This is a genomic window from Agromyces sp. G08B096, from assembly GCF_040267705.1.
Classification (GTDB): domain Bacteria; phylum Actinomycetota; class Actinomycetes; order Actinomycetales; family Microbacteriaceae; genus Agromyces.
Window position 1 is genome coordinate 376,157 of record NZ_CP158374.1, and the last position, 24,076, is coordinate 400,232.

The following is a 24,076-nucleotide window of genomic DNA, read 5'->3' on the forward strand; positions in this document are numbered from 1 at the left end:
CACAACTAATCCAACGGCCGCCGCTCGGGGGCTATTCCCCGGCTCGCCCGCTCAGACGCTCGAAGAGCTCGCGGTAGGTCGCCGCGGTCTGTGCGACGATCTCGGCGGGCAGCGTGGGCGGCTCCTCCAGGGCGTCCTGATCCCAGTTCGCGGCGAGCCAGTCGCGCACGATCTGCTTGTCGAAGCTCGCGAGCCGCACCGACGCCGGCGCATCCGTGCGGGCGTAGGCCGCGGCATCCCAGTACCGGCTGGAATCGCTCGTCAGCACCTCGTCAGCGAGCGTGACGATGCCCGTCTCGCGGTCGGCGCCGAACTCGAACTTCGTGTCGGCCAGGATGACCCCGCGCGCCTCCGCGATGGCCGAGGCGCGGCGGAACACCTCGAGCGAGAGCGTGCGCAGCTGCTCGGCGACCGTCTCGCCCACGAGCTCCACCGTGCGCTCGTAGGAGATGTTCTCGTCGTGCTCGCCGAGCGGGGCCTTCCAGGCCGGCGTGAAGATCGGCTCGGGCAGGCGGTCGCCGTTCTCGAGGCCGGGCGGCAGCTGCAGGCCTCCGATCGCCCCGGTCGCCTGGTACTCCTTGAAGCCGCTGCCGGTGAGGTACCCGCGCACGACGCACTCGATCGGGAACATGTCGAGGGTCCGGCAGAGCGTGGCGCGCTCGGCCACCTCGCCCGGCACCTCGGGCAGGAAGGACTGCCACCGGTCGTCGAGGGGCTCCGCGAGGTGGTTCGGCACGTCGGGCAGCTGCTCGAACCACCATCGGGTGAGCCGGGTGAGCAGTGCGCCCTTGCCCGGGATCGCCGGCTCGAGGACCCGGTCGTAGGCGCTGACGCGGTCGCTCGCCACGACCAGCACGACCGGCGAGAGCGACAGCGGGTCGCCCGTCCACGTGTCGTCGTCGTCGAGCACGGCGGTCGGCACGTACAGGTCGCGCACCTTGCCCGAGTAGACGTGCGTCCAGCCGGGGAGGGTTCCGTCGGTCATCAGGGTCTCCTGCGGGTCGATCAGTCGGCGACGCGCGCCGCGATGTCGGTGCGGTACTGGCCGCCCTCGAGCCGGATGCGGCCGAGCGCCTCGTACGCCCGGCGCCGGGCGTCGGCGAAGTCGCCGCCCACAGCCACGACGTTGAGCACGCGTCCACCGGTCGCCACCAGGTGGCGTCCACCGGCACCGTCGTCGACGACCGCGGTCGCCGCGTGCGCGACATGCACGCCGGGAACGGATGCCGCGTCCTCGACGCCCTCGAGGGGCCTGCCGGTCAGCGGCTGCTCGGGATAGCCCTCGCTCGCGAGCACGACGGTCACCGCGGCATCCGGTGAGAACACCGGCCGCTCCAACCCGCCGAGCCCGCCCGTGGCGGCGGCGAGCAGCAGCCCCGAGAGCGGGGTCTCGAGGCGCGGCAGCACGACCTGGGTCTCGGGGTCGCCGAACCGCGCATTGAACTCGATCACGCGGATGCCCCGGCTCGTGAGGATGAGCCCGGCGTAGAGCAGGCCGATGAACGGGGTCTGCTCCGCGGCGAGCTGGCGCACGGTCGGCAGCGCGATGGTCTCGACGACCTCGTCGACGAACGCGCCCTCGTCGCCGAAGGTGCCGCCCCGCCCGTCGGCGGCGTCGGCGAGCCACGGCAGCGGCGAATAGGCGCCCATGCCGCCCGTGTTCGGCCCGGCATCGCCGTCGCGGAGACGCTTGTAGTCCTGCGCGGGCGAGAGGGGCAGCACGTTGGTGCCGTCGGAGAGGAGGAACAGCGAGACCTCCTGCCCGTCGAGGAACTCCTCGATCAGCACGGGGCCCTGCTGGAGGTAGTGGGCGGCGTGGGCGAGTGCGGCGTCGCGGTCGTCGGTGACGAGCACACCCTTGCCGGCGGCAAGGCCGTCGGCCTTGACCACGTACGGGGCGCCGAACTCGTCGAGCGTGGCGCCCACCTCGTCGAGCGTGTCGGCGAGGCTCGCCCGGCCGGTGGGCACGCCGGCAGACTCCATGACGCGCTTGGCGAAGGTCTTCGAGCCCTCGAGGGCGGCGGCCGCCTTGCCGGGGCCGAACACCGGGATGGAGCGTGTGCGCAGCGCGTCGGCGACGCCCGCGACGAGCGGCGCCTCGGGGCCCACCACGACGAGCTCGATGTCGTTGTCGATCGCATAGTCGGCGACGACGACCGGGTCGGTCGGATCGAGCGCGATGGTCGTGACGCTGCCCCGGCCCGACGACGTGGGGCTCGCGGCGATGCCCGCGTTGCCGGGAGCGGCGGTGATCTCGTGGCCGGCCTCCTCGGCCAGGAGGGCGAGGATGATCGCGTGCTCGCGCGCGCCGGAACCGAGGACGAGGATCTTCACCTCTTCAGGGTACTGGGCGGCCCGGGGGCGGACCGCGCCAGAATGGACCGCATGGCACGAGCGAGGATCGACGATCTGGCCGGGCGCGACGCCGTCGCGACGTGGCGTGCGGCGCAGGACGGCGGGGCATCCGCCGACCGCCAGACGCTCGCGCTCGCAGTGCGGTATACGTTGCAGGTGCTCGCCGAGGTCGCCCCGGGCGGCACGGTGGAGGTGCGGGTGCCGCCGTTCGGCGCCGTGCAGTGCATCGAGGGCCCGCGGCACACGCGCGGCACGCCGCCCAACGTGGTCGAGACGGATGCCGCGACCTGGCTCGCCCTCGCGACGGGCTCGCTCGGCTGGGAAGACGGCCGGGCCGCCGGCCGCATCCATGCGTCCGGTCAGCGCGCGAACCTCGACGGGCTGCTGCCGATCATCCGGTGAGCGGCGACCGGATGCGGCGCTTCCAGGGGATTCGGGCGCTCTCAGGCGGATGCGGGACAATGGGCGGGTGAGCGAGACACCAGACGAGGCCCGCCGACGCGACGACGACGTCGAGGACGCCCTCGTCCCGGCCGACGAGGCATCCGTTCCCGCCGACCCGGCCGAGGCATCCGCGCCGGTCGTCGTGCCGATGGTCGTCACCTCCGACGTCACCGACGAGGCCGTGACCGTGCGCCGCGCACCGCGGTACGGCCGCTTCATGGTGCTCGGCGCGGCGCTCGGCGTCGTCCTCGCACTCATCCTGACGTTCGCGTTCCCCGAGAGCGACGAGTTCGACCGCGGGCAGGTCTTCGGGTTCCTGCTGCTCGGGCTCGGGGCCATCGGCGTCGCCTTCGGCGCGCTCGTCGCGCTCCTCTTCGACCGAGTGCTGGCCGGCCGCGCGGGCACCGCGATCGCCGAGCACGAGTCGAGCCACCGCGCCGACTGAGGCGCCGCGACTCACGCGCCCCGACTGAGGCGGCCCGACTGAGGCGCCACGACTGTGGTGCCGCGCGTCAGCGCATCGCGAGCACGCGGAGCACCGCGTCGGCGAACTCGGCCGGCGCCTCCTGCGGCAGATCGTGGCCGATGCCCGGCAGCTCGCGGTACGCGTAGCGGCCGGTGAACCGGTCCCGGTCCTCGTCGCCGGGCGGACCGCCCACGCCGTCGGCGCCGGACTCGAGCACGATGGTCGGCACCGTGATCACCGGTTCGCCCGCGAGCTCCGCCTCCATCGCCGCATACGCGGGGTCGCCGGCGACGAGTCCGAACCGGTGCCGGTAGGAGTGCACCACGACGTCGACGAAGTCGGGGTTGTCGAGGCTCGGCGCGCTCGCCGCGAAGGCCGCCGCCGCTCCGGTCCATTCGGGCGACCACGTGGTCCAGAGCAGTTCGCAGAGCTCGCGCCGATACCGCTCGAGGCCGCGCCGGCCGCGCTCGGAGTGGAAGTAGTACTGGTACCAGTACGTGCGCTCCCACTCGGGACGCGCGGGCTCCTCGCCGAAGCGCGCCCCGAAGAGGTTGTACCCGCCCACGGTCACCAGCCCGGCGATGCGCTCGGGATGCAGCGCAGCGACGACGCACGAGGCACGGCCGCCCCAGTCGTAGCCGCCGACGACGGCCCGCTCGATGCCGAGGCCGTCGAGCAGGTCGAGCAGGTCCTGCCCGAGCGCCGCCTGCTCGCCCGAGCGCAGGGTCGCGGGGTCGCGGAAGCGGGTCGGCCCGGACCCGCGGAGGTACGGAGCGATCACCCGCAGGCCGGACGCCGCGAGCACGTCGGCGACCTCGTCGTATGCCCGCACGTCGTACGGGAAGCCGTGCGAGAGCACGACGACGGGGCCGCCGGGGTCGCCGGCCTCCTCGTACGCGATCTCGAGGACGGGGGTGACGACGGTGCCTCGGCGCGTGAATCCCATCGCGCCAGTCTGCCGCGGCCCCGTGACATCGGCCCCTGACATCGGCCCCGTGGCATCCGCCAGTGGCACCCGCCCCGCGACATCCGGACCGCGACGCGCTGCGTGGCCTTCGCCGGCGACGTCCGACGGCTGCGTCAACTGAGCTGCGTGCGCTCCAGCCAGCCGAGGTATTCCTCGGTGATGGTGCCCGTCACGTACTCGCCGGTGAAGCACGACAGGTCGAGCTCGGTGATGTCGGTGCCCTCAGTGATCGCGGCCTGCAGGTCGGCGACCTCCTGGTAGATCATGTGGTCGGCGCCGAGCTCCGCCGCGATCTCGGGGATCTTGCGGCCGTGGGCGATGAGCTCCTGCCGGCTCGGCATGTTGATGCCGTAGACGTGCGGGTAGCGCACCGGGGGCGCCGCCGAGGTGAAGGTCACCTTGTTGGCGCCGGCGTCGCGGGCCATCTCGACGATCTGCTTCGACGTCGTGCCGCGGACGATCGAGTCGTCGACGATGAGCACGTTCTTGCCCTTGAACTCGGTGCCCATGGCGTTCAGCTTCTGCCGGACCGAGCGCTTCCGCTGCGCCTGCCCGGGCATGATGAACGTCCGCCCCACGTAGCGGTTCTTGTAGAAGCCCTCGCGGTATTCGATGCCGAGCTTCTGGGCGACCTGCATGGCCGACGGCCGCGACGAGTCGGGGATCGGCATGACCACGTCGATGTCGCCGAGCGGCATATGCGTGGCGATGGTGTCGGCGAGGCGGTTGCCCATGCGCAGTCGTGCCTCGTAGACCGAGATGCCGTTCATGATCGAGTCGGGCCGGGCGAGGTAGACGTACTCGAACGAGCACGGCACGAGCCGGGGGTTCCTCGCGCACTGGCGCGAGATCATCTCGCCGTCGAGCGTGATGAAGATCGCCTCGCCGGGCGCGACGTCGCGCACGACCTCGTAGTCGCCGTTCTCGAGCACGAGCGACTCGGAGGCGACGATCCACTCGGGCTTGCCGGTCGCGGTCTCGCGCCGGCCGAGGATGAGCGGACGGATGCCGTACGGGTCGCGGAAGGCGAGCAGGCCGGCGCCTGCGATCATCGCGATCACCGCGTAGGAACCCTCGACGCGCTCGTGCACCTGCTCGACGGCGGTGAAGACCTGGTCGGGGTCGAGTGCGAGCCCCGAGATCTGGCCCTGCAGCTCGGTGGCCAGCACGTTCAGCAGCATCTCGGTGTCGCTCGTGGAGTTCACGTGGCGGCGGTCGATGCGGAACAGGTCTTCCGAGAGTTCGCGGGTGTTCGTGAGGTTGCCGTTGTGGACGAGGATGATGCCGTAGGGCGCGTTCACGTAGAACGGCTGCGCCTCCTCCTCGCGCTCGGCGGCGCCCTTCGTCGTGTAGCGCACGTGGCCGAGGCCCATGTTGCCGAGCAGCGACCGCATGTCGCGGGTGCGGAAGGCCTCGCGCACCTGCCCCTTGGCCTTCGCCATGTGGAACGCCGGACCGTCGGCGGTGGCGATGCCCGTCGAGTCCTGCCCGCGGTGCTGCAGGAGGAGCAGGCTGTCGTAGATCTGCTGGTTGACGGGCTCGGTGGAGACGATGCCGACGATGCCGCACATGCGAGCGATGGCTCCTCGGGGGGTGGGAAGGGCGTCCGAGCTGGACGGGACAATCCTCCCACACGCGCGCGTGTGAGCCGGCTGGGCGTGGGCCGCTGCTCAGCTGAGCATGCGCGACGGCATCGTGACGGTGCGGCCAACCGAGGAGTCTACGTCCGGTCCCGTCGCCGTGGGGCGGATTCCTCGGATGCCCGCGGATCTTCGTCGGTGTCCACGAACCTCGCCCGCGGTGCTCCCCCCGAACGGGGCACATGTGTCACGCTCTCCGACATTCCGTTCACCGCGGCCCAGGTGCACCGGAACATGGGGGGATCGGGCCGCCATCAGAGAGGACCACACGTCCATGAAGCTCACTTCACTGCGCGCCGGGCTCGCCGGCGCGGCGCTCGTCGCCGCGGGGCTGCTGGCCGCGCCGACGGCGGCGGTCGCCGCCGGTTCGCCCGAAGGCGCCCCGCCGTCCGTCGATCACGTCGACCTTCCGGCGGCGGAGTCCGCGGCGGCCGCCGGTTACTGGACGGCCGAGCGCATGCGGGCCGCGATCCCGGCGGATGTGCTCGTCGCCGACAAGGTGGCGTCGACGCCCGCCGCCGAGGTCGCGAAGGGCGCGCCGATGACGTACGGCTCGCCGGCGGCGGCCGACAGCGTCGACCTCCAGGCCGCGAGCGAGGCGCCCGTGCCGAACATCGGCAAGGTGTTCTTCACGCTGGGTGGCCGGAACTACGTCTGCTCGGCGAACTCGGTCAGCGCGGCGAACGGCAGCACGGTCGCCACGGCCGGCCACTGCATCCACAGCGGCAAGGGCAAGTACGCCAGCCGGTGGATCTTCGTGCCCGCATACGAGAACGGCGCGGCGCCCTACGGGCAGTGGGCGGCCGTCTCCTATTCGGCTCCCACGCAGTGGACGAAGGGCGGCGACCTCAGCTACGACACCGGCTTCGTGAAGGTCGGCACCCTGAACGGCCGGACGCTCGCCGCCACGGTCGGAGCATCGGCCATCGCCTTCAACCAGGCGCGCGGGCTCGCGTACAGCGCGTTCGGGTATCCCGCCGAGGCGCCGTTCGACGGGGAGAGCCTGCAGTCCTGCGCCGGCACGGCCACGGCGGACCCGTACGGCCAGTCGCAGTCGCAGGGCATCCCCTGCGACATGACCGGCGGCTCGTCGGGCGGACCCTGGTTCCTGTCGTCGGGAGCGCAGAACTCGTTGAACAGCTTCGGGTACAACAACATCCCGAACGTCATGTTCGGCCCGTACTACGGGTCGGTCGCACAGGCCGCGTACACGGCCGCCGCGTCCTGATCCCCGAGCGACGCCCCCGCGCCGACCGATCGGCGCGGGGGCCGTCTCAGTACTCCGACGGCTTCGCGAGCACGGCCATCGTGCACCGCGAGACGCACACGAGGCGCCCCTGCTCGTCGGTGATGCGGATGTCCCATACCTGCGTCGTGCGGCCACGGGACAGCGGCCGGGCCTCGCCCGTCACCCAGCCCTCGGCGACGGGGCGCACGTGGTTGGCGTTGATCTCCATGCCGACGCAGTAGTTGCGCTCGGGGTCGACGGTGAAGCTCGCGCCCCAGCTCGCGAGCGTCTCGGCGAGCAGTACGGATGCCCCGCCGTGCAGCACTCCGCCCGGCTGCCGGGTGCGCTCGTCGACGGGCATGCGGCCCTTCAACGAGTCATCCGTGAACTCGGTCATCTCGATGCCGAGCGCGCGGATCGCGGTGCCGTCGCAGCGGGAGTTCGCCCACTCGACGCTGGGCTCGCCGAACCAGATGCTCATGCCGTCGAGTCTCGCACGCCGCTCCCGCGCGACACTCGACCCCCGCCTGCCGACCCCCCGCCACCCCGGCCCGCGAAGTCGCACAAACCGCGCCCATTCGCGCTGGATGGCAGCAGTTTGCGCGACTTCACGGGTCCGCGGAGGGGGTGACGGAGGGTGGCGGAGGCGGGGCACCGAGCGGGAGGGACCGGCCTCAGGCGAGCTCGGCGATGATCGGGTGGATCGCGTCGTCGAAGGCCGCCGCATCGGCGCGGAGGGAATCGGTCACCGCGACCGTCATGCTGCCGATCCACCAGACGCCCGTGCCCTGGAAAGGCACGATCTCGACGTTCAGCTCGAAGGAGTGCGCCCGCCGGCCGACCTCCCGCTCGTGCTCGGCGATCGTGCCGGCGTACGCGCGGTACGAGTCACCGCGACGCGCGGCCGACGCCGAACGGTACTGCTCGTGCGCCCACTCCGCCCACGCCCGCGCAGCCTCCGCGTGCGGCAGGATCGCCTGATGCAGCTCCTCCGCGCCCGTCGTGGGCAGCGCGACGTCGGTGTCGTACGCCTCGACGAGCTCGAGCGGCACGGGCGAGGGGTGCGCCTCTGGCTCCACCGTCATGGCCCACCACTCGCGCCACTGGCGTTCGAGCGCATCCTGCCGGTCGGTGGGCAGCGGGCCGCCCGTGGCGCCGATGTCACGCAGCCGGGGGAGTTCGACGGGGGAGGCGATGGCCAGCACTTCGCGCAGGTACAGCGCCAGGAGCACCGCCCGGCTCGCGTTCTCCCGGATCACCCACGATGGCCCGCCCCCCGCGTGCATACCTGAATTCTAGTCGCGTTCAGGCGTTCCGGCCCGGCTCCGCGCGGGATCGCCGAGCGTGTCGCGGGTAGGCTTGTCGGGTGAGCGCGAACTCGTCCTACGCCGCTGCCGGAGTCGACACCGCCGCCGGCGATCTCGCCGTCGAGCTCATGAAGGAGGCGGTCGCGAAGACCCACGGGCCGAACGTGCTCGGCGGGGTCGGCGGGTTCGCCGGGCTCTACGACCTCTCCTTCGCCAAGGACTACGCCAAGCCGCTGCTCGCGACCTCGACAGACGGCGTCGGCACGAAGATCGCGATCGCCCAGGCGCTCGACGTGCACGACACGATCGGACAAGACCTCGTCGGCATGGTCGTCGACGACATCGTCGTGGTGGGCGCGACCCCGCTGTTCATGACCGACTACATCGCGTGCGGCCGGGTCGTGCCCGACCGCATCGCCGCGATCGTCACCGGCATCGCCCGGGCGTGCGCCGAGACGGGCACCGCCCTCGTCGGCGGCGAGACCGCCGAGCACCCCGGGCTCATGGGTGCCGACGACTACGACGTCGCCGGTGCGGCCGTCGGCGTCGTCGAGGCCGACCGCGTGCTCGGGGCCGAGCGGGTGGCCGGCGGTGACGTCGTGCTCGCGATCGCGTCGAGCGGCCTGCACTCGAACGGCTTCTCGCTGGTGCGCAAGATTCTCGCCGACCGCGGCATCGGGTACACGGATGCCTCGGCCGAGCTCGGCACCACGTGGGGCGAGGCCCTCCTCGAGCCGACCCGCCTCTACTCCGGTCAGCTCGTGCAGCTCCTCGCCGGTGCCCACGGCTCCGCGGTGCACGCCCTCTCGCACGTCACGGGCGGGGGTCTCGCCGCGAACCTCGCCCGGGTGCTGCCCAAGGGATCGCGAGCCGAGCTCGACCGGTCGACGTGGTCGCCCGCGCCGGTGTTCCGGGTGCTGAACGAGCTCGCCGGCACGAGCCTCGAGTCGACTGAGGGCACCTGGAACCTCGGGGTCGGCTTCTTCGCCGTCGTCGACGCGGGCGCCGCGGCATCCGTCATCGCCGAACTCGGCACGCTGGGGCTGCCGGCCTGGCAGGTCGGCGCCGTCGAGATGGGCGAGGCGGCCGGCGAGGGCTGGGAGCAGGGCGCCAAGGGCGTCGACGGGGGAGCCGTCCGGCTCGTCGGGACGTACGCGGACTGACGCGCATGCGTGCCGCGGTCTCGATCGGCATCACCGGCCGGGTGGCCGCCTCCGACGTGCGCGCCTTCGCGCCGCGGGTCGAAGAGCTGGGCTTCCGCGCGCTGTGGGTGAACGACGTCCCGGGGGGCGATTCCCTCGCCGCACTCGCCGCGGCCGCGGAGGTCACGACGACGCTCCGCCTCGCGACCGGAGTCGTCCCACTCGACCGGCGCCCCGTCGCGACGCTCGACCTCGACGGGCTGCTGGCGGAGCGGCTCACGCTCGGCATCGGCTCGGGCGGCCTGGCGCACCCGCTCGGGGCGATGCGCGCCGGCCTCGACGAGCTCCGCACCCGCACGGAGGCCGAGCTCGTGCTCGGCGCGCTCGGCCCGCGCCTGCGGCGGCTCGCCGCCGAGCGGGCCGACGGGGTCCTGCTCAACTGGCTCACGCCCGCGGGCGCCGAGTCGGCCATGGCCGACCTCCGCCGCGACGCGGGCGAGCGCCGGGCGCGAGGCATCCTCTACGTGCGGACCATCGTCGACGACGCCTCCCGGCCCGCGCTCGAGCAGGAGGCCGCGCGATACGCGCGCATCCCGGCGTACGCTGCGAACCTCGAGCGGCAGGGCGCGCAGGCGATGGATGCCACGCTCACGAGCGCCGACGGCCTCGCCGCGTACGACATCGTCGACGAACTCGTGCTGCGGGCGATCACGCCGACGGGGTCGCTGGATGAGCTCGTCGACTTCGCGGAGGCCGCTGCCTCGTGGGTCGAGGCGGCGCGATGACCGCGACTTGGCCGGCAGCATCTGCCTTCGTCGGCGCGCACGCGCACGACAGAGCCGTCATCACCGAACCCGAGCGGCCGGCGATGCGTCGTCGGTCAGGTTCAGCGCTGGGGGCTGTCGCCCGGTACGTACGAGTCGTCGTCGGCGTAGTCCGCCCACTTCGACGCCTCGTCTTCATACGGGTCATGCTGCGAGCTGGTGAGCTCACGCTCAAGCGCGCTGTAGTCGGTTTCCGGGCTGAAGTACTTCAGCTCCCGAGCGACCTTGGTGTGCTTGGCTTTCTGACGGCCGCGCCCCATGCGTGACCCCCTTACGACATCTGGCCGGGTGGAATGCACTTCACCCGGCTCTACTGATAAATGACAATCCCAGGTGATGAGTTTAGCACCGACGCACGGCTCGCCCTCCGGGCCGTTCACAGCTGAGACGTGCTGAGATGGACTCGTGACGAGCGTGCCCGAGCGTGTGAAGGTGGCCGTGATCGGCGCCGGGCAGGCCGGCCTGTCGGTCGCGTTCTATCTGCGGCGGTTCGAGCTCGTCGCCGACGAGGATTTCGTCATGCTCGACCGGGCGCCCGGCCCGGGCGGCGCATGGCAGCACCGCTGGTCGTCGCTGAAACTCGGCACCGCGCACCGCGTGAACGACCTGCCCGGGATGGTCGACCTCGGGCTGAGCTTCGACACCGCCGACCGCTCGCTGCCGGCGCGTGAGGTCGTCGCCGACTACTACGGCCGGTTCGAGGAGCACTACGACCTGAAGGTGCATCGGCCGATGCACGTGCGACGTGTCGAGAACGACGGCGCGGACCTCCGCATCCTGTTCGAGGATCATTCGCCGCGGCCCGTGGAGGAGCAGCGCTCGCGCGGCTTCTTCGGCCGTCGCCGGAAGACGTTCGAGGAGGTCTCGGGCCCGTCCTTCCCGCAGCACGCGCTGCGCGCGCAGTTCCTCGTGAACGCCACCGGCACGTGGGGGTCGCCCTTCGTGCCGTACTACCCGGGTATGAGCGACTTCCGCGGGCGGCACCTGCACACCTCCGACTACGTCGACGCCGAGGACTTCCGCGATCAGCACGTCGTGGTCGTCGGCGGCGGGACGTCGGCGATCGGCTTCATGCTCGAGCTCGAAGACGTCGCGGCCGGACTCACCTGGGTGTCGCGCCGGCCCATCGACTGGCTCGATCGGCAGGAGCTCGACCTCGAAGGCGCGTCGGCCGCGGTCGCGGCGCAGGACGAGGCGGCGAGGTCGGGCCGTGCGCTGCCGTCGATCGTGAGCGGCACGGGCGTGCCGAAGAGCCGCCGCATCGCCGCAGGCATCGAACGCGGCCTGCTCGTCGCCAAGCCCATGTTCGACCGCATCGAGGCCGACCGGGTCGTCTGGGACGACGGCACCGAGGCGCGCGCCGACGCCATCATCTGGGCCACGGGCTTCCGTCCCGAACTGCGCCACCTCGCGCCGCTGAAGCTGCGCGAGAAGGCGGGCGGCATCACGATCGGCCAAGGCGCGTCGTGGTCGGACCCGCGCATCTTCCTCGCCGGCTACGGGCCGCAGGCCTCGACCATCGGAGCGAACCGCGCGGGCCGGATGATCGCGCGCCAGATCATGGCGATGCTGTAGGCGGAGCCGGGGCGTCGCCGCCCGCGCGGCGGGCCGTGCGGACCGCGCCGATCGAGGCTGCGACGACGAGGCCGACCGCCAGGACCGCCACCCACGTGAAGGTCTGGCCGAGCAGCAGCAGCCCGGCGATGGTGGCGATCGCCGGGGCGAGGCTCATCAGCACGGCGAACGTCGACGAGGGGAGCCGCCGGAGCGCCACGAGCTCGAGGGCGTACGGGATGGTCGAGCTGAGCAGCGCGACGGCCGCGCCGAGCGCGAGCACCTCGGGGCGGACCAGCACCGCGCCCGAGGTCGCGATGCCGAACGGCAGGATCGCGATCGCTCCGATCGCCAGGGCGATGGCGAGGCCGTCGAGTCCGGGGAACCGCCGGCCGGTGCGGGCGGACAACAGGATGTACCCGGCCCAGGTGGCGCCCGTCGCGGCGGCGAGCGCCACGCCGAGCGGGTCGAGATGGCCGAAACTGCCTTGGCCGAGCAGCGCGACGCCGATCGCGGCGAGGATCGCCCAGAGCCAGGACGCGGCTCGCCGGCCGGCGAAGACGGACAGGACGAGCGGGCCGAGCACCTCGATGGTCACGGCGGCCCCGAGCGGGATGCGTTCGAGCGAGAGGTAGAACAGCGCGTTCATCAGGGCGAGCACGACCCCGAAGGCGATGACGGTCGCCCACGAGCCCGCTGCGTGGCCGCGCAGGCGCGGCCGGGTGAGAAGGACGAGCACGAGGGCCGAGAAGACGAGTCGCAGTGCGACCATGCCGATCGCCCCGGTGGTGGGGAAGAGGATGACGGCGATCGAGGCGCCGACCTCCTGGCAGGTGAGACCGGCGACGACGAGGGTCACGGCGGCACCCCGGCCGTGGCGGGCGTGTTCGCCGCTGGTCACGAACCGACGTTAGCGCCCGGACGGTCGGGCGCTCGTGTTTCGGGCGCGTAACGACCTGGGCCGATCACCCCGCGGGCTCTTGACGTCACCGTGTCGGTGCTGCGTAACATGTCACCCACTTCATCTGTAATATGTCACGTCGTACAGTGTCGTGCCGAACCGAGGAGCCGCCTCGCATGTCCCAGTCCCCCTCCCCGACCGTCCAGGTCTTCGAGCAGGCCCGGTGGAGCGCCGCGATCGCCCCCGTCGGCGGCGTTCGTCGTCCGCTCGGCGCCACCGAGGTCGAGCTCACGGGCGGCACACTCGCCGGCTGGCAGGCGAGGAACCGGGCCGCCACCCTCGCCCACGTCATCGCTCAGCTGCGCGAGGCCGGCAACCTCGAGAACCTCCGCCGTATCGCGGAGCCCGACGGGCCGGCCGCGGCCGAGCCGTTCCGCGGCCGCTACCCGTTCCTCGACACCGACGTCTTCAAGACGGTCGAAGGCGTCGTCTACGAGCTCGCACGCGACGGCGGTGCCGATGCCGGCACCCGCGACTTCTACGAGGAGGCGGTCGACCTCATCCAGCGCGCCCAGCGCGAGGACGGCTACCTGAACAGCCACTTCCAGGCGCCCGACATCGATCGCGAGCCGTGGTCCGACCTCGCCTGGGGGCACGAGCTCTACAACCTGGGGCACCTCATCCAGGCCGCCGTCGCCGCCGAGCGCCGGCTCGGCGACGATCGCCTGGTGCGCGTCGCCATCGCGTTCGCCGATCTCGCGGTCGCACGCTTCGGACCCGACGGCGATCCCGAGGTCTGCGGCCACCCGGAGGTCGAGATGGCGCTCGTCGAGCTCGCCCGCGAGACCGGCGACGACCGGTACCTCGAGCTCGCGCGCCTCTTCATCGATCGCCGCGGACACGGCACCGTCGAGCTGAAGATCTTCCCCGCCGAGTACTTCCAAGACCACGTGCCGCTCCGGGACCTCGACTCCGTCACCGGTCACGCCGTGCGCATGGCCTACCTCGCGGCCGGAGCGGCCGACGTCGCGATCGAGACCGACGACGCCGAGCTGCTCGCCTCGCTCGAGCGCCTGTGGGACGACATGGTCGCCACGAAGCTCTACCTCACGGGCGGTCTCGGCAGCCGTCACTCCGACGAGGCGATCGGCGACCGCTTCGAGCTGCCGAGCGAGCGCTCGTACAGCGAGACGTGCGCCGCCATCGCCGTCATGCAGTGGGCCTGGCGGATGTATCTGGCTGACGGCCAGGCCAAGTACCTCGACGTCTTCGAGACCGTGCTCCACAACGCGTACGCCGTCGGCATCTCCGACGACGGCCGGGCGTTCTTCTACGACAACCCCCTGCAGCGGCGGCCCGACCACCAGCAGCGCTCCGGAGCCGAGACGCACGGCGAACTGCTGCGCCGCGCCTGGTTCGTCTGCCCGTGCTGCCCTCCGAACATCGTCCGCTGGACGGCGGAGCTGCAGGACCACGTCGCCGCCCTGGCCGGGCGTGACCTCGAGCTCGCCCAGTACGCCACCGGGCGTGTCGACGCGGGCGGGCTCGCGCTCGACGTCGAGACCGACTACCCGTGGGACGCGCAGGTCCGGATCCGGGTGCGCGAGGCCGCCGGCGACGCCGCGCGGCTCGTGCTCCGTGTGCCGGGATGGTGCCGAGGGGCATCCGTCGCGCTCAACGGCGTCTCGCTCGGCGACGATCTCGCGCCCGGCTGGGTGGCGGTCGACCGCCGGCTCGCGGCCGGCGACGTCGTCGAGCTCGTCCTGCCCATGCCCGTCCGCGCCCACGGGGCCGATCCGCGGGTCGACGCGCTGCGCGCCTCGGTCGCCTTCGCGCGCGGCCCCGTCGTGTACTGCGCCGAGCAGGTCGACCAGCGCGTCGACCTCGACCTCGCCGTGCTCGACCCCTCGGCGGCCGCCTCGGCGACGGCGACGATCGATCCCGTCACGCGCCACGCGGACCCGGCGACGCGCACCATCCGGGTCGCCGCCGCCTCGACGCCCGCGCCTTCCGGTGGCCTCTACCCCGAGCTCCACCCGGCGGAGACCGGGCACGACGGCGGGGCATCCGCGGCACCCGGTGCCGAGGCGGAGCTCACCCTCGTGCCCTACCAGCTCTGGGGCAACCGTGGCGCGGGCGCCATGCGCGTCTGGCTCCGCACCGCCTGAGCCACCCCCACCTCCCCGAGACCGACGCACCACCCAACCACGAAGGAGATCACATGAAGAAAGGCACCGTGTTCATCGGGCTGGCCCTCGCCGGCTCGCTGGCACTGACCGGCTGCACCGGCGGTTCCGGCGGCTCCGGCTCCGGCTCCGGCTCCGGCTCCGGCAGCGGGCTCAGCGGCGAGCCCGCGACCGGCGGCACCCTCCACGTGCTGCAGAACGCCGACTTCTCCCACCTCGACCCGGCCCAGGGCTTCGACGGCGGTGTCAACAACTTCTACCGCCTCATCTACCGCACCCTCACCACGCAGGGCGCGGGCGAGGGCTCGGAAGGCACCGAGATCGTCCCCGACCTCGCCGTCTCGCTCGGCGAGCCGAACGAGGACAACACCGTCTGGACGTACACGCTGAAGGACGACATCTTCTTCGAGGACGGCACGCCCATCACGAGCGCGGACGTGAAGTTCGGCGTCGAGCGCTCGCTCGACCCGTCGATCGCGATCGGATCGCCCTACGCGAAGATCGTCCTCGACATCCCCGAGGGCTACGAGGGCTACTACCTCTCGGGCCCGCTCGACTCCATCGAGACGCCCGACGAGAAGACCATCGTCTTCCACCTGAACCAGCCCTACGCCGACTTCGACGCCGTCGTCGGCCAGGCGCCGTTCACCCCCTTCCCGGCCGACGCCGGGGTGACCACCACGAGCATCGACCAGCAGCCGATCGCCTCGGGCCCCTACCGGGTGACCGAGTACCAGCGCGGCAGCACCCTCGTGCTCGAGCGCAACGAGCACTGGGACGCCGCGACCGACGAGGTCCGCACGGCCGCTCCCGACTCGTTCGAGTGGACCTTCGGCCTCGACGCCGCCACGATCGACGAGCGCATGATCGCCGGCCAGGGCGACGACGCGAACGCGATCGCCGGATCCGTCGCACCCGCCTCGATCGCGCGCATCCAGACGCCCGAGATCAAGAACCGCACCATTGCGGGTCTGCAGGGCTGCACGACGTACATGGGACTGAACACCACCAAGCCCGGCATGGACAACGTGCTGGTCCGTCAGGCCATCAACGTCGCGATGGACAAGGAGGCGGTGAAGGATGCCACGGGCGGCAGCCAGCTCGCCGACATCGCGACCACGATCCTGCCGCCGACCGTCGTCGGCCGCCAGGAGTTCGACCTGTACGGCACCGAGGACCAGACCGGCGACCCCGAGAAGGCCAAGGAGATGCTCGCCGAGGCCGGCTACCCCGACGGGTTCGAGTTCACGCTCGACATCCGCAACCAGCCGAAGATGCAGGCGCAGGCCGAGGCCGTGCAGCAGGCGCTCGCGAAGGCGGGCATCACGGTGAACTTCAACCTCATCGACACGTCCACCTACTACGAGGTGATCGGCACGACCTCGCAGCAGCATGACGCGGCCATCACCGGCTGGTGCCCCGACTGGCCGACGGGTGCGACCTTCCTGCCGCCGCTGTTCGAGGGCTCGCAGATCTTCGAGAAGGGCAACTCGAACATCGCCCAGCTGAACGACCCCGCGATCAACGAGCGGATGGCCGAGATCCGGCTCATGACCGATGTCGACGAGGCGAACGCCGCCTGGGGCGAGCTCGACGAGCAGATCATGGAGCTGGCCCCGCAGGTGCCGCTGCTCTACGAGAAGACGGTCATGGTCGTCGGTGAGAACATCGCCGGCGCGTACAGCCACGCCGGGTTCTCGGGCGGCATCGACTACGTCTCGGTCGGACTGAAGAACGTCGACTAGTCGCATATGAGCACGGTTCCCAGCGAACTGGCCGTCGAGACCGAGGCGAAGGGGGCACTGCCTTCGGGCGGTGCCCCCACCCCGGCCCGGCGCGTCCTGCACTCGCTCCGCACGTCCCCCGGCGCGATCGCGAGCATCGCGATCATCGCCGCGATCTCGCTCATGGCGATCCTCGCGCCCGTGCTCTCGGCCATCACCGGCTGGGACCCGTACGAATTCGACCAGAGCGCGATCGACTCCGACCTGGGCGGGCTGCCGATCGGCCCGCTCGGCGGCGTCAGCGCCGAGCACTGGTTCGGCGTCGAGCCCGGCAACGGGCGCGACATCTTCATCCGCATCGCCTACGGCGCCCAGGTGTCGCTGCTCATCGCGGTGAGCGCCACGATCGTCACCACGACGATCGGCGTGGTCCTCGGCATGGTCGCGGGCTACTTCGGCGGGGTGGCCGACCAGATCATCTCCCGCGTCATGGACTTCCTCATGGCGTTCCCGACGCTCATCTTCATGATCGCGCTGCTGTCGGCGCTCCCGGCCGGCAACCGGCCGGCGCTGCTGGTGATCGTGCTCAGCATCTTCGGATGGCCCTACACCGCGAGGATCATCCGCGGCCAGACCATGTCGCTTCGGAACAGCGAGTTCGTCGAGGCGGCCCGCTCGTCGGGCGCGACCCCCCTCCGCATCGCGTTCCGCGAGGTGCTGCCGAACCTCCGCGGCACGATCATCGTGCTCGCCACGCTCGCCGTGCCCGGCTACATCGGCACGGAGGCCGGACTGAGCTTCCTCGGCGTCGGCGTGACCCCGCCGACGCCGTCATGGGGGCAGATGATCGCCACGGCCGTCGGCTGGTACGCCGTCGACCCGATGTACTTCCTCATCCCCGGCACGTTCCTCTTCCTCACCGTGTTCGCCTTCACCGTCCTCGGCGACCACCTGCGGAAGACCCTCGACGCGGGAGACGCCGCCTGATGCTCCTCTATCTGCTCCGCCGCGTGCTCGCCGGCGTGCTCGTCCTCTTCCTCATCTCGCTGTTCACCTTCGCGATCTTCTTCTGGCTCTCGCCGGATCCCGCGGTGCAGATCTGCGGCAAGACCTGCACACCGGAGCGCATCGACCAGATCCGGTCGCAGCTCGGGCTCGACCTGCCGTTCCTGCAGCAGTACTGGCAGTTCGTCAGCGGCATCTTCGTCGGCCGCACGTACGGCGAGGGCGCCGGGGCCGTCACCTGCGCGGCGCCGTGCCTCGGCTTCAGCTTCCAGACCAACCAGTCCGTCACGGACATGATCGCCGAGCGCCTCCCCGTGAGCGTGACGGTCGCCGTCGGCGCGGCGGTGCTGTGGCTGCTCGCCGGAGTCGGCGGCGGCCTGCTGAGCGCCGTGAAGCAGGGGACGGGCTGGGACCGCACCGTCATGTTCGGCGCGCTCGCCGGCATCAGTCTGCCGAATTACTTCGTCGCACTGCTCCTGCAGTACGTCCTCGTGGTGCAGCTGCAGTGGCTGCCGTTCCCGCACGCGGCGGACTTCGCGGAGGATCCGGTGGCCTGGTTCCAGGCCTACCTCATGCCATGGATGGTGCTCGCCTTCGGCTACGCCGCGATGTACTCGCGGATCGTCCGTACGAACGTCATCGACACGCTCGGTCAGAACTTCATGCGGACCGCCCGGGCCAAGGGTCTCGACCAGTCGCTCGTGATGCGGCGCCACGCGCTCCGGCCGTCGCTGACACCCGTCGTCACCCTGTTCGGCATGGACTTCGCCGGCCTCCTCGGCGGCGCTCTGATCACCGAGACGGTGTTCGGCCTGAACGGCGTCGGCAAGCTCGCCGCCGACTCGATCACGAAGAACGACCAGCCGGTGATCATGGGGGTGACCCTGCTCGCGGGCCTCCTCGTCGTCATCGGGAACATGGTCGTGGATGTCGCGTACACGGGTCTCGACCCGCGAGTGAGGGTGAGGTCGGCATGAGCATCACATCCGCAGCACGGACGATCTCGATCCCGGTCGTGGGGGCGCCGCTGCTCGAGGTCGAGCACCTGGGCGTGAGCTTCCCGACCTCTTCCGGAACCGCGGCCGTCGTCCGCGACGCCTCGTTCGTCGTCGAACCCGGCACGACCCTCGGCATCGTCGGCGAGTCGGGCTCGGGCAAGTCGATGACCTCGCTCGCGATCATGGGCCTGCTGCCGCGCGGCGGCACTGCGACCGGCAGCGTGCGGCTGTCGGGTCACGAGCTCCTCGGGCGTACGGACCGCGATCTGCGGCGCATCCGGGGCGACCGCATCGCGATGGTCTTCCAGGACCCGCTGTCCTCGCTGAACCCGTACTACACGATCGGGCTGCAGATCACGGAGGCCTACCGTGCGCACCGCGGCGGCAGCCGCGCGGCCGCGCGCAAGGTCGCCGTCGAGGCGCTCGACCGGGTGCGGATCGCCGACCCGGAGCGCCGGTTCGACCAGTACCCCCACCAGTTCTCGGGCGGCATGCGGCAGCGCATCATGATCGCCATGGCGATCTGCCTCGAGCCCGACCTCGTCATCTGCGACGAGCCGACCACGGCGCTCGACGTCACGGTGCAGGCGCAGATCCTCGACCTGCTCGCCGACCTGCAGCGGGATACCGGCATGGGGATGATCTTCATCACGCACGACCTCGCCGTCGTCAGCCGGGTCGCCGACGACGTGCTCGTGATGAAGGACGGCGCCGAGGTCGAGCGCGGCACGACCGAGCAGATCTTCACGGCGCCGCGAGCCGCCTACACGCGAGCGCTGCTCGACGCGCTGCCGCGCATCGACGACCCGTTCGAGAGCCTGAAGGGAGTGCAGGCATGAGCGCCGCGCCCATCCTCTCCGCACGCGGCCTCACGAAGGAGTTCGTGACCCGCGGCAGCGGCAAGATCGTCGCCGGCCGCACGCGGTTCACCGCCGTCGACGACGTGAGCTTCGAGGTGCCGCGTGGCGGCACGCTCGGCATCGTGGGCGAGTCGGGGTCGGGCAAGTCGACCACGGCGCGGATCATCGCCAAGCTCATCGAGCCGACCCGGGGCAGCCTCGAGTTCGACGGCGAAGACGTGACGGCGGCCACCGGGCGGGCGCTCGCGTCGTTCCGCCAGAACGTGCAGGTCGTGTTCCAGGACCCGTACTCGTCGCTGAACCCGAAGCACACCGTCGAGCGGCTGATCTCCGCGCCGCTCGACTATCAGCGCATCACACCGCCGCAGGGCCGGCGGGCGTTCGTGGCCGAGCTGATGGAGCGGGTGGGCCTGAATCCCGATCACGCCCAGCGCAACCCGGCGCAGTTCTCGGGCGGGCAGGCCCAGCGCATCGGCATCGCCCGCGCGCTCGCGCTTCGGCCGAAGCTCGTCATCTGCGACGAGGCCGTCTCGGCGCTCGACGTGTCGGTGCAGGCCCGGGTCATCAACCTGTTGAACGAGCTGAAGGCCGACCTCGGGCTCAGCTACGTGTTCATCGCGCACGATCTCGCCGTGGTGCGGCAAATCGCCGACACGATCGCGGTGATGCATCGCGGGCGCATCGTCGAGGCGGGCAGCCGTGACGACGTGTTCGAGCGTCCGCAGGACGAGTACACCAGGTCGCTGCTCGCGGCCGTGCCGCGCATCGATCCCGACTGGGACCGGCGGCGTCTCGAGATGCTCGCCGCCGAGGCGGCGGGGCGAACGGCGGTCGGCGCCGGGGGAGGAGCGGCATGATCACTGCCGAGTACACGATTCCCGGCGTGCACGTGCGCGATCACGTCGAGCGGGTGCCGCTCGACTGGTTCGGGAACCCGGATGCCGCGACCATCTCGGTCTTCGCTCGAGAACTCGTGGCGCCGGAGCGCCGGAACGAGGACCTGCCGCTCCTCGTCTACCTGCAGGGCGGGCCGGGGGGCAAGGGACCCCGGCCGACCGGGCCCGACGGGTGGATCGGCGAGGCGCTGAAGACGCACCGCGTGGTGCTGCTCGACCAGCGCGGCACCGGCCGCAGCACCCCCGTCACCGGCCGCACCATCGGTCGGGCGGGCGACGCGGCCGCGCAGGCCGACTACCTCTCCCGGTTCCGGGCGGACTCGATCGTGGCCGACGCCGAGCACCTGCGCACCACGGTGTTCGGCGGCCGCCGGTGGTCGACCCTCGGCCAGAGCTACGGCGGCTTCCTCACCCTGACCTACCTGTCGCAGGCGCCCGAGGGGCTCGCGGCCTGCTACGTCACCGGCGGACTCGCGAGCATCCACCCGGATGCGGCCGAGGTGTACCGCCGCACCTACCCGCGGACCGAGCGGAAGAACCGCGAGTTCTACGCCAGATACCCGCACCATGAGGCATCCGTCGCACGGATCGCCGACCGCCTCGCGGCGCAGGACGTCCGGCTGTCCGACGGAGACCGGCTCACCGTGCGCCGGCTCCAGAGCCTCGGCATCGATTTCGGCATGAAGCCCGGTTACGAGCGCATGCACTACCTCGTCGACGAGGCGTTCGACGAGGCATCCGGCGAGTTCACCGAGACGTTCCTCGCGCAGGTGCTCGCACGCAGCTCGTACGCCGACAACCCGCTGTTCGCGGTGATGCAGGAGTCGATCTACGGACACGCGGGCGGCGGAGCTACGGCCTGGGCAGCCGAGGCCGAGCGGGCGCGGCATCCGCAGTTCGCGGAGACGGCCAGACCGCTGCTCTTCACGGGGGAGATGATGTACCCCTGGATGTTCGCGCAGATCCGCGCCCTGCGGCCCTTCGAAGCGGCCGTGCACCGGCTCGCCGAGCACGCGGACTGGTCGCCCATCTACGACCTCGACCGGCTCGCCGCCAACGAGGTGCCGGTCGCGGCGGCCGTCTATTTCGACGACATGTACGTCGACGCCGACCTGCAGCTCGAGACCGCCCGCGCGGTCGGCAACGTGCAGGCCTGGGTGACCAACGAGTACGAGCACGACGGCATCGGATCGGAGCGGGTGTTCCCCCGGCTCGTCGAGCTCGTCGCCCAACGCGGCGGACCCCGGCCCGACCGGGCCCGCCCCGAACCGAAGGGAGCCGCGGCATGACCGACACCGCGCACCGCCACGACCACCCGACCGCTCCCGCGGCAGCCACCAGCATGCCGGTGCCGGCCGAGCCCGACCCGCGGCTGCCGAGGCTCGCCGAGATCCCGGCCTTCCTCGACTACATGGCCACGGGCTGGGGCACCCCCGATCGCACGCCGAACGTCGAACCCGGCGCCGCGGCCGCAGCGGCCGAGCACCGGGCCCGCCTGTCCGCCGCGTTCCCCGGTCGGATGATCGCCGTCGCGGCGGGGCGCGCCCCCGTGCGCTCCAACGACACGTCGTACGACTTCCGGCCAGACAGCGACTTCTTCTGGCTCACCGGATGCCCCGTCGAGGACGGCGTGCTGCTGCTGACGCCCGCCGCGGGCGGGCACGACGCGACGCTGTACCTGCCGCCGCCCGCCTACCCCGGCGACGTCGACTTCTTCCGGGATGCCGCGCACGGCGAGCTGTGGGTCGGGTCGGCGCCGAGCCTCGACGACTGGGCCGGCGCGCTCGACGTCGCCGTCGCGCCGCTCAGCCGGCTCGAGGAGGCGCTCCGCGCGGCCCGAGACCTGCTCGCCGGCGGCGCGCCGGGGCATCCGCTGCTCGTGCCCGGACGCGACTCGGCCGAGCTCGGCCGGGTCCTCGCCGAACTGCGGATGATCAAGGACGCGTGGGAGATCGCCGAGCTGCGCCACGCCGTCGACGCCACGATCGAGGGGTTCGCCGACGTCATCCGCGAGGTGCCGAGGGCGATCGAGTGGGGCGGGGAGCGCTGGCTGCAGGGCACGTTCGACCGGTACGCGCGGACGGCCGGCAACGGGCCCGGGTACGCGACGATCGTCGGCAGCGCCGGACACGCCCCGACCCTGCACTGGGTCCGCTGCGACGGACCGGTCGTGCCCGACGAGCTGCTGCTGCTCGACATGGGCGTGGAGACGCGCTCGTACTACACGGCCGACGTGACGCGGACCTTCCCGGCGTCCGGGACGTTCTCCGCACCGCAGCGCGCCGTGCACGACCTCGTGGAACGCGCGCACCGGGCCGGGCTCGCCGCCGTCGGCCCCGGCCGGGCGTTCACCGACTTCCACCAGGCCGCGATGGAGGTCATCGCGACGGGCCTCTCCGACTGGGGGCTGCTGCCCGTCTCGGTCGACGAGGCGCTCTCGCCGCAGGGGCAGCAGCACCGGAGGTACCTGGTGTGCGGCATCGGCCACCATCTCGGCCTCGACGTGCACGACTGCGCGCAGTCGAGCTACGCGGCCTATCAGGGTGCGACGATGAGCGAGGGCATGGTGCTCACGGTCGAGCCGGGGCTCTACTTCCATGCGTTCGACGAAACGCTGCCCCCCGAGTTGCGGGGCATCGGCGTGCGCATCGAGGACGATATCTTGATCACGAGCAGTGGTTCCGAGGTGCTCTCCGACGCGTTGCCGCTCGACGCCGGTGGCCTCGAGGACTGGATGCGCACCCGGTGAGGTCGCGCACGGAGAAGAGAGGCCGGCGATGAGCCTGCAGATGATCAAGCCGCCGGAGCAGCGGAGCCTGCGCTCGCACGTCGAGCAGGCGCTGTCGGCCGCGATCATCTCGGGCGAGCTCGCTCCGGGCACGCTGCTCACCGTGCCGACGCTCGCGACGCAGTTCGACGTGTCGGCGACGCCGGTGCGCGAGGCCATGCTCGACCTCGAGAGCCGCGGGTTCGTCGAGCCCGTGCGCAACAAGGGTTTCCGGGTGACCGAGGTGAGCGACGAGGTGCTGCGCGAGCTCGTCGAGGTGCGCCAGCTGCTCGAGCCGCCCGCGATGGAGCGCCTCGCGACGATGTTCCCCGAGGAGCGCATGGGGGAGATGCGCCGGGTGGCGGAGCTGATCGTCGAGGGGGCGGCGTCGGGCGACCTCCAGGCGTACCTCGCGGCAGACCTCGAGTTCCACCTCACGCTGACGCAAATGCTCGGCAACCGGCTGCTCGTCGACATCGTGCGCGACCTCCGTTCACGGACGCGTCTGGTGGGCCTCGCGACGATGCTCGAGTCGGATCGACTCGGGGAGTCCGCCGCCGAGCACCTGCTGCTGCTCGACCACTTCGCCGCCGGCGATGCCGCGGCGGCACGCGACCTGATGCATCGGCACATCCACCACACGCTCGGCTGGTGGGCCGGCAACCCCGAGCAGGAGTAGCCGGGCAGGGGCGCTGCGGCGACCTTCGACGCGGTGCGCGCAGCGTGCCGGGGGGTCCTTCCATTTCAATGAAATGTGTGACATATTACTGATCGGCGACACCGTGTCGCCAGGGCGGTCGGCGACGAAGGAG

General features: G+C 71.7%; 23 protein-coding genes. 15 read left to right on the top strand and 8 right to left on the bottom strand.

From position 1 onward, the window contains the following. Positions 1-31: 31 nt before the first annotated feature. Both ABIQ69_RS01865 and purD read right to left on the bottom strand, forming a co-directional pair. The gene (locus ABIQ69_RS01865; RefSeq protein ID WP_350348701.1) at positions 32-985 is read right to left on the bottom strand and encodes a phosphoribosylaminoimidazolesuccinocarboxamide synthase; all 954 of its coding nucleotides are present in this window, start codon (positions 983-985) and stop codon (positions 32-34) included. 20 nt (positions 986-1,005) lie between these two features. After that, positions 1,006-2,334, bottom strand: a complete 1,329-nt coding sequence (gene purD, locus ABIQ69_RS01870; RefSeq protein WP_350348702.1) for a phosphoribosylamine--glycine ligase — start codon at positions 2,332-2,334, stop codon at positions 1,006-1,008. 51 nt (positions 2,335-2,385) lie between these two features. Between purD and ABIQ69_RS01875 the strand changes: the two genes are divergently transcribed. Both ABIQ69_RS01875 and ABIQ69_RS01880 read left to right on the top strand, forming a co-directional pair. Next, positions 2,386-2,757 (top strand): sterol carrier family protein, encoded by a 372-nt coding sequence (locus ABIQ69_RS01875; protein ID WP_350348703.1) that lies wholly within the window; start codon positions 2,386-2,388, stop codon positions 2,755-2,757. A 67-nt stretch (positions 2,758-2,824) separates the two neighbouring features. Continuing rightward, positions 2,825-3,244: a hypothetical protein gene (locus ABIQ69_RS01880; RefSeq protein ID WP_350348704.1), complete on the top strand. Its 420-nt coding sequence runs from the start codon at positions 2,825-2,827 to the stop codon at positions 3,242-3,244. 67 nt (positions 3,245-3,311) lie between these two features. Here the strand turns inward: ABIQ69_RS01880 and ABIQ69_RS01885 are convergent, their stop codons facing one another. Next, positions 3,312-4,211, bottom strand: a complete 900-nt coding sequence (locus tag ABIQ69_RS01885; protein ID WP_350348705.1) for an alpha/beta hydrolase — start codon at positions 4,209-4,211, stop codon at positions 3,312-3,314. Between the two features lie 134 nt (positions 4,212-4,345). Further along, positions 4,346-5,803, bottom strand: a complete 1,458-nt coding sequence (gene purF / locus ABIQ69_RS01890; protein ID WP_350348706.1) for an amidophosphoribosyltransferase — start codon at positions 5,801-5,803, stop codon at positions 4,346-4,348. Positions 5,804-6,146: 343 nt separating this feature from the next. Here purF and ABIQ69_RS01895 point away from each other — a divergent pair, with 343 nt between their 5' ends. Continuing rightward, positions 6,147-7,100 carry a hypothetical protein gene (locus ABIQ69_RS01895; RefSeq protein ID WP_350348707.1) on the top strand — a complete coding sequence of 318 codons (954 nt, stop codon included), beginning with the start codon at positions 6,147-6,149 and terminating at the stop codon, positions 7,098-7,100. A 46-nt stretch (positions 7,101-7,146) separates the two neighbouring features. On the opposite strand, the gene ABIQ69_RS01900 is transcribed toward ABIQ69_RS01895, so the two are convergent. Then, positions 7,147-7,581: a hotdog fold thioesterase gene (locus ABIQ69_RS01900; RefSeq protein ID WP_350348708.1), complete on the bottom strand. Its 435-nt coding sequence runs from the start codon at positions 7,579-7,581 to the stop codon at positions 7,147-7,149. A gap of 193 nt (positions 7,582-7,774) precedes the next feature. Further along, complete coding sequence (locus ABIQ69_RS01905; protein ID WP_350348709.1) at positions 7,775-8,386, bottom strand: zinc-binding alcohol dehydrogenase; 612 nt, start codon at positions 8,384-8,386, stop codon at positions 7,775-7,777. An 80-nt stretch (positions 8,387-8,466) separates the two neighbouring features. Here ABIQ69_RS01905 and purM point away from each other — a divergent pair, with 80 nt between their 5' ends. Both purM and ABIQ69_RS01915 read left to right on the top strand, forming a co-directional pair. Continuing rightward, positions 8,467-9,570 carry a phosphoribosylformylglycinamidine cyclo-ligase gene (gene purM / locus ABIQ69_RS01910; RefSeq protein ID WP_350348710.1) on the top strand — a complete coding sequence of 368 codons (1,104 nt, stop codon included), beginning with the start codon at positions 8,467-8,469 and terminating at the stop codon, positions 9,568-9,570. Positions 9,571-9,575: 5 nt separating this feature from the next. Beyond that, the gene (locus ABIQ69_RS01915; RefSeq protein WP_350348711.1) at positions 9,576-10,334 is read left to right on the top strand and encodes an LLM class flavin-dependent oxidoreductase; all 759 of its coding nucleotides are present in this window, start codon (positions 9,576-9,578) and stop codon (positions 10,332-10,334) included. Between the two features lie 101 nt (positions 10,335-10,435). Here the strand turns inward: ABIQ69_RS01915 and ABIQ69_RS01920 are convergent, their stop codons facing one another. Beyond that, positions 10,436-10,633 (bottom strand): DUF3073 domain-containing protein, encoded by a 198-nt coding sequence (locus ABIQ69_RS01920; protein ID WP_350348712.1) that lies wholly within the window; start codon positions 10,631-10,633, stop codon positions 10,436-10,438. 145 nt (positions 10,634-10,778) lie between these two features. On the opposite strand from ABIQ69_RS01920, the gene ABIQ69_RS01925 reads away from it, so the two are divergent. Then, positions 10,779-11,948 carry an NAD(P)-binding domain-containing protein gene (locus ABIQ69_RS01925; RefSeq protein ID WP_350348713.1) on the top strand — a complete coding sequence of 390 codons (1,170 nt, stop codon included), beginning with the start codon at positions 10,779-10,781 and terminating at the stop codon, positions 11,946-11,948. Here ABIQ69_RS01925 and ABIQ69_RS01930 read toward each other — a convergent pair. Then, a complete protein-coding gene (locus tag ABIQ69_RS01930) occupies positions 11,932-12,828 on the bottom strand; it encodes an EamA family transporter (RefSeq protein ID WP_350348714.1) in 897 nt (298 codons plus the stop codon). The two genes, ABIQ69_RS01925 and ABIQ69_RS01930, sit on opposite strands and share 17 nt — an antisense overlap. Before the next feature lie 176 nt (positions 12,829-13,004). Between ABIQ69_RS01930 and ABIQ69_RS01935 the strand changes: the two genes are divergently transcribed. The 9 genes from ABIQ69_RS01935 to ABIQ69_RS01975 are packed head-to-tail and all read left to right on the top strand — an operon-like array spanning position 13,005 to position 23,943. After that, on the top strand, positions 13,005-14,996 hold the full coding sequence (locus ABIQ69_RS01935) for a beta-L-arabinofuranosidase domain-containing protein (RefSeq protein ID WP_350348715.1): 1,992 nt from the start codon (positions 13,005-13,007) through the stop codon (positions 14,994-14,996). Positions 14,997-15,049: 53 nt separating this feature from the next. Next, the gene (locus ABIQ69_RS01940) at positions 15,050-16,759 is read left to right on the top strand and encodes an ABC transporter substrate-binding protein (RefSeq protein WP_350348716.1); all 1,710 of its coding nucleotides are present in this window, start codon (positions 15,050-15,052) and stop codon (positions 16,757-16,759) included. Positions 16,760-16,765: 6 nt separating this feature from the next. Continuing rightward, a complete protein-coding gene (locus ABIQ69_RS01945; RefSeq protein ID WP_350348717.1) occupies positions 16,766-17,725 on the top strand; it encodes an ABC transporter permease in 960 nt (319 codons plus the stop codon). Beyond that, positions 17,725-18,720 (top strand): ABC transporter permease, encoded by a 996-nt coding sequence (locus tag ABIQ69_RS01950; protein WP_350348718.1) that lies wholly within the window; start codon positions 17,725-17,727, stop codon positions 18,718-18,720. Before ABIQ69_RS01945 ends, ABIQ69_RS01950 begins: the two co-directional genes overlap by 1 nt. Next, on the top strand, positions 18,717-19,580 hold the full coding sequence (locus tag ABIQ69_RS01955) for an ABC transporter ATP-binding protein (protein ID WP_350348719.1): 864 nt from the start codon (positions 18,717-18,719) through the stop codon (positions 19,578-19,580). Before ABIQ69_RS01950 ends, ABIQ69_RS01955 begins: the two co-directional genes overlap by 4 nt. Further along, positions 19,577-20,458, top strand: a complete 882-nt coding sequence (locus ABIQ69_RS01960; RefSeq protein WP_350348720.1) for an ATP-binding cassette domain-containing protein — start codon at positions 19,577-19,579, stop codon at positions 20,456-20,458. The genes ABIQ69_RS01955 and ABIQ69_RS01960 overlap by 4 nt, the downstream gene beginning before the upstream one ends. Beyond that, positions 20,455-21,786 carry an alpha/beta fold hydrolase gene (locus ABIQ69_RS01965; RefSeq protein ID WP_350348721.1) on the top strand — a complete coding sequence of 444 codons (1,332 nt, stop codon included), beginning with the start codon at positions 20,455-20,457 and terminating at the stop codon, positions 21,784-21,786. The genes ABIQ69_RS01960 and ABIQ69_RS01965 overlap by 4 nt, the downstream gene beginning before the upstream one ends. Continuing rightward, positions 21,783-23,246 carry an aminopeptidase P family protein gene (locus ABIQ69_RS01970; RefSeq protein WP_350348722.1) on the top strand — a complete coding sequence of 488 codons (1,464 nt, stop codon included), beginning with the start codon at positions 21,783-21,785 and terminating at the stop codon, positions 23,244-23,246. Before ABIQ69_RS01965 ends, ABIQ69_RS01970 begins: the two co-directional genes overlap by 4 nt. A 28-nt stretch (positions 23,247-23,274) precedes the next feature. Then, the gene (locus ABIQ69_RS01975; protein WP_350348723.1) at positions 23,275-23,943 is read left to right on the top strand and encodes a GntR family transcriptional regulator; all 669 of its coding nucleotides are present in this window, start codon (positions 23,275-23,277) and stop codon (positions 23,941-23,943) included. Positions 23,944-24,076: the final 133 nt, after the last annotated feature.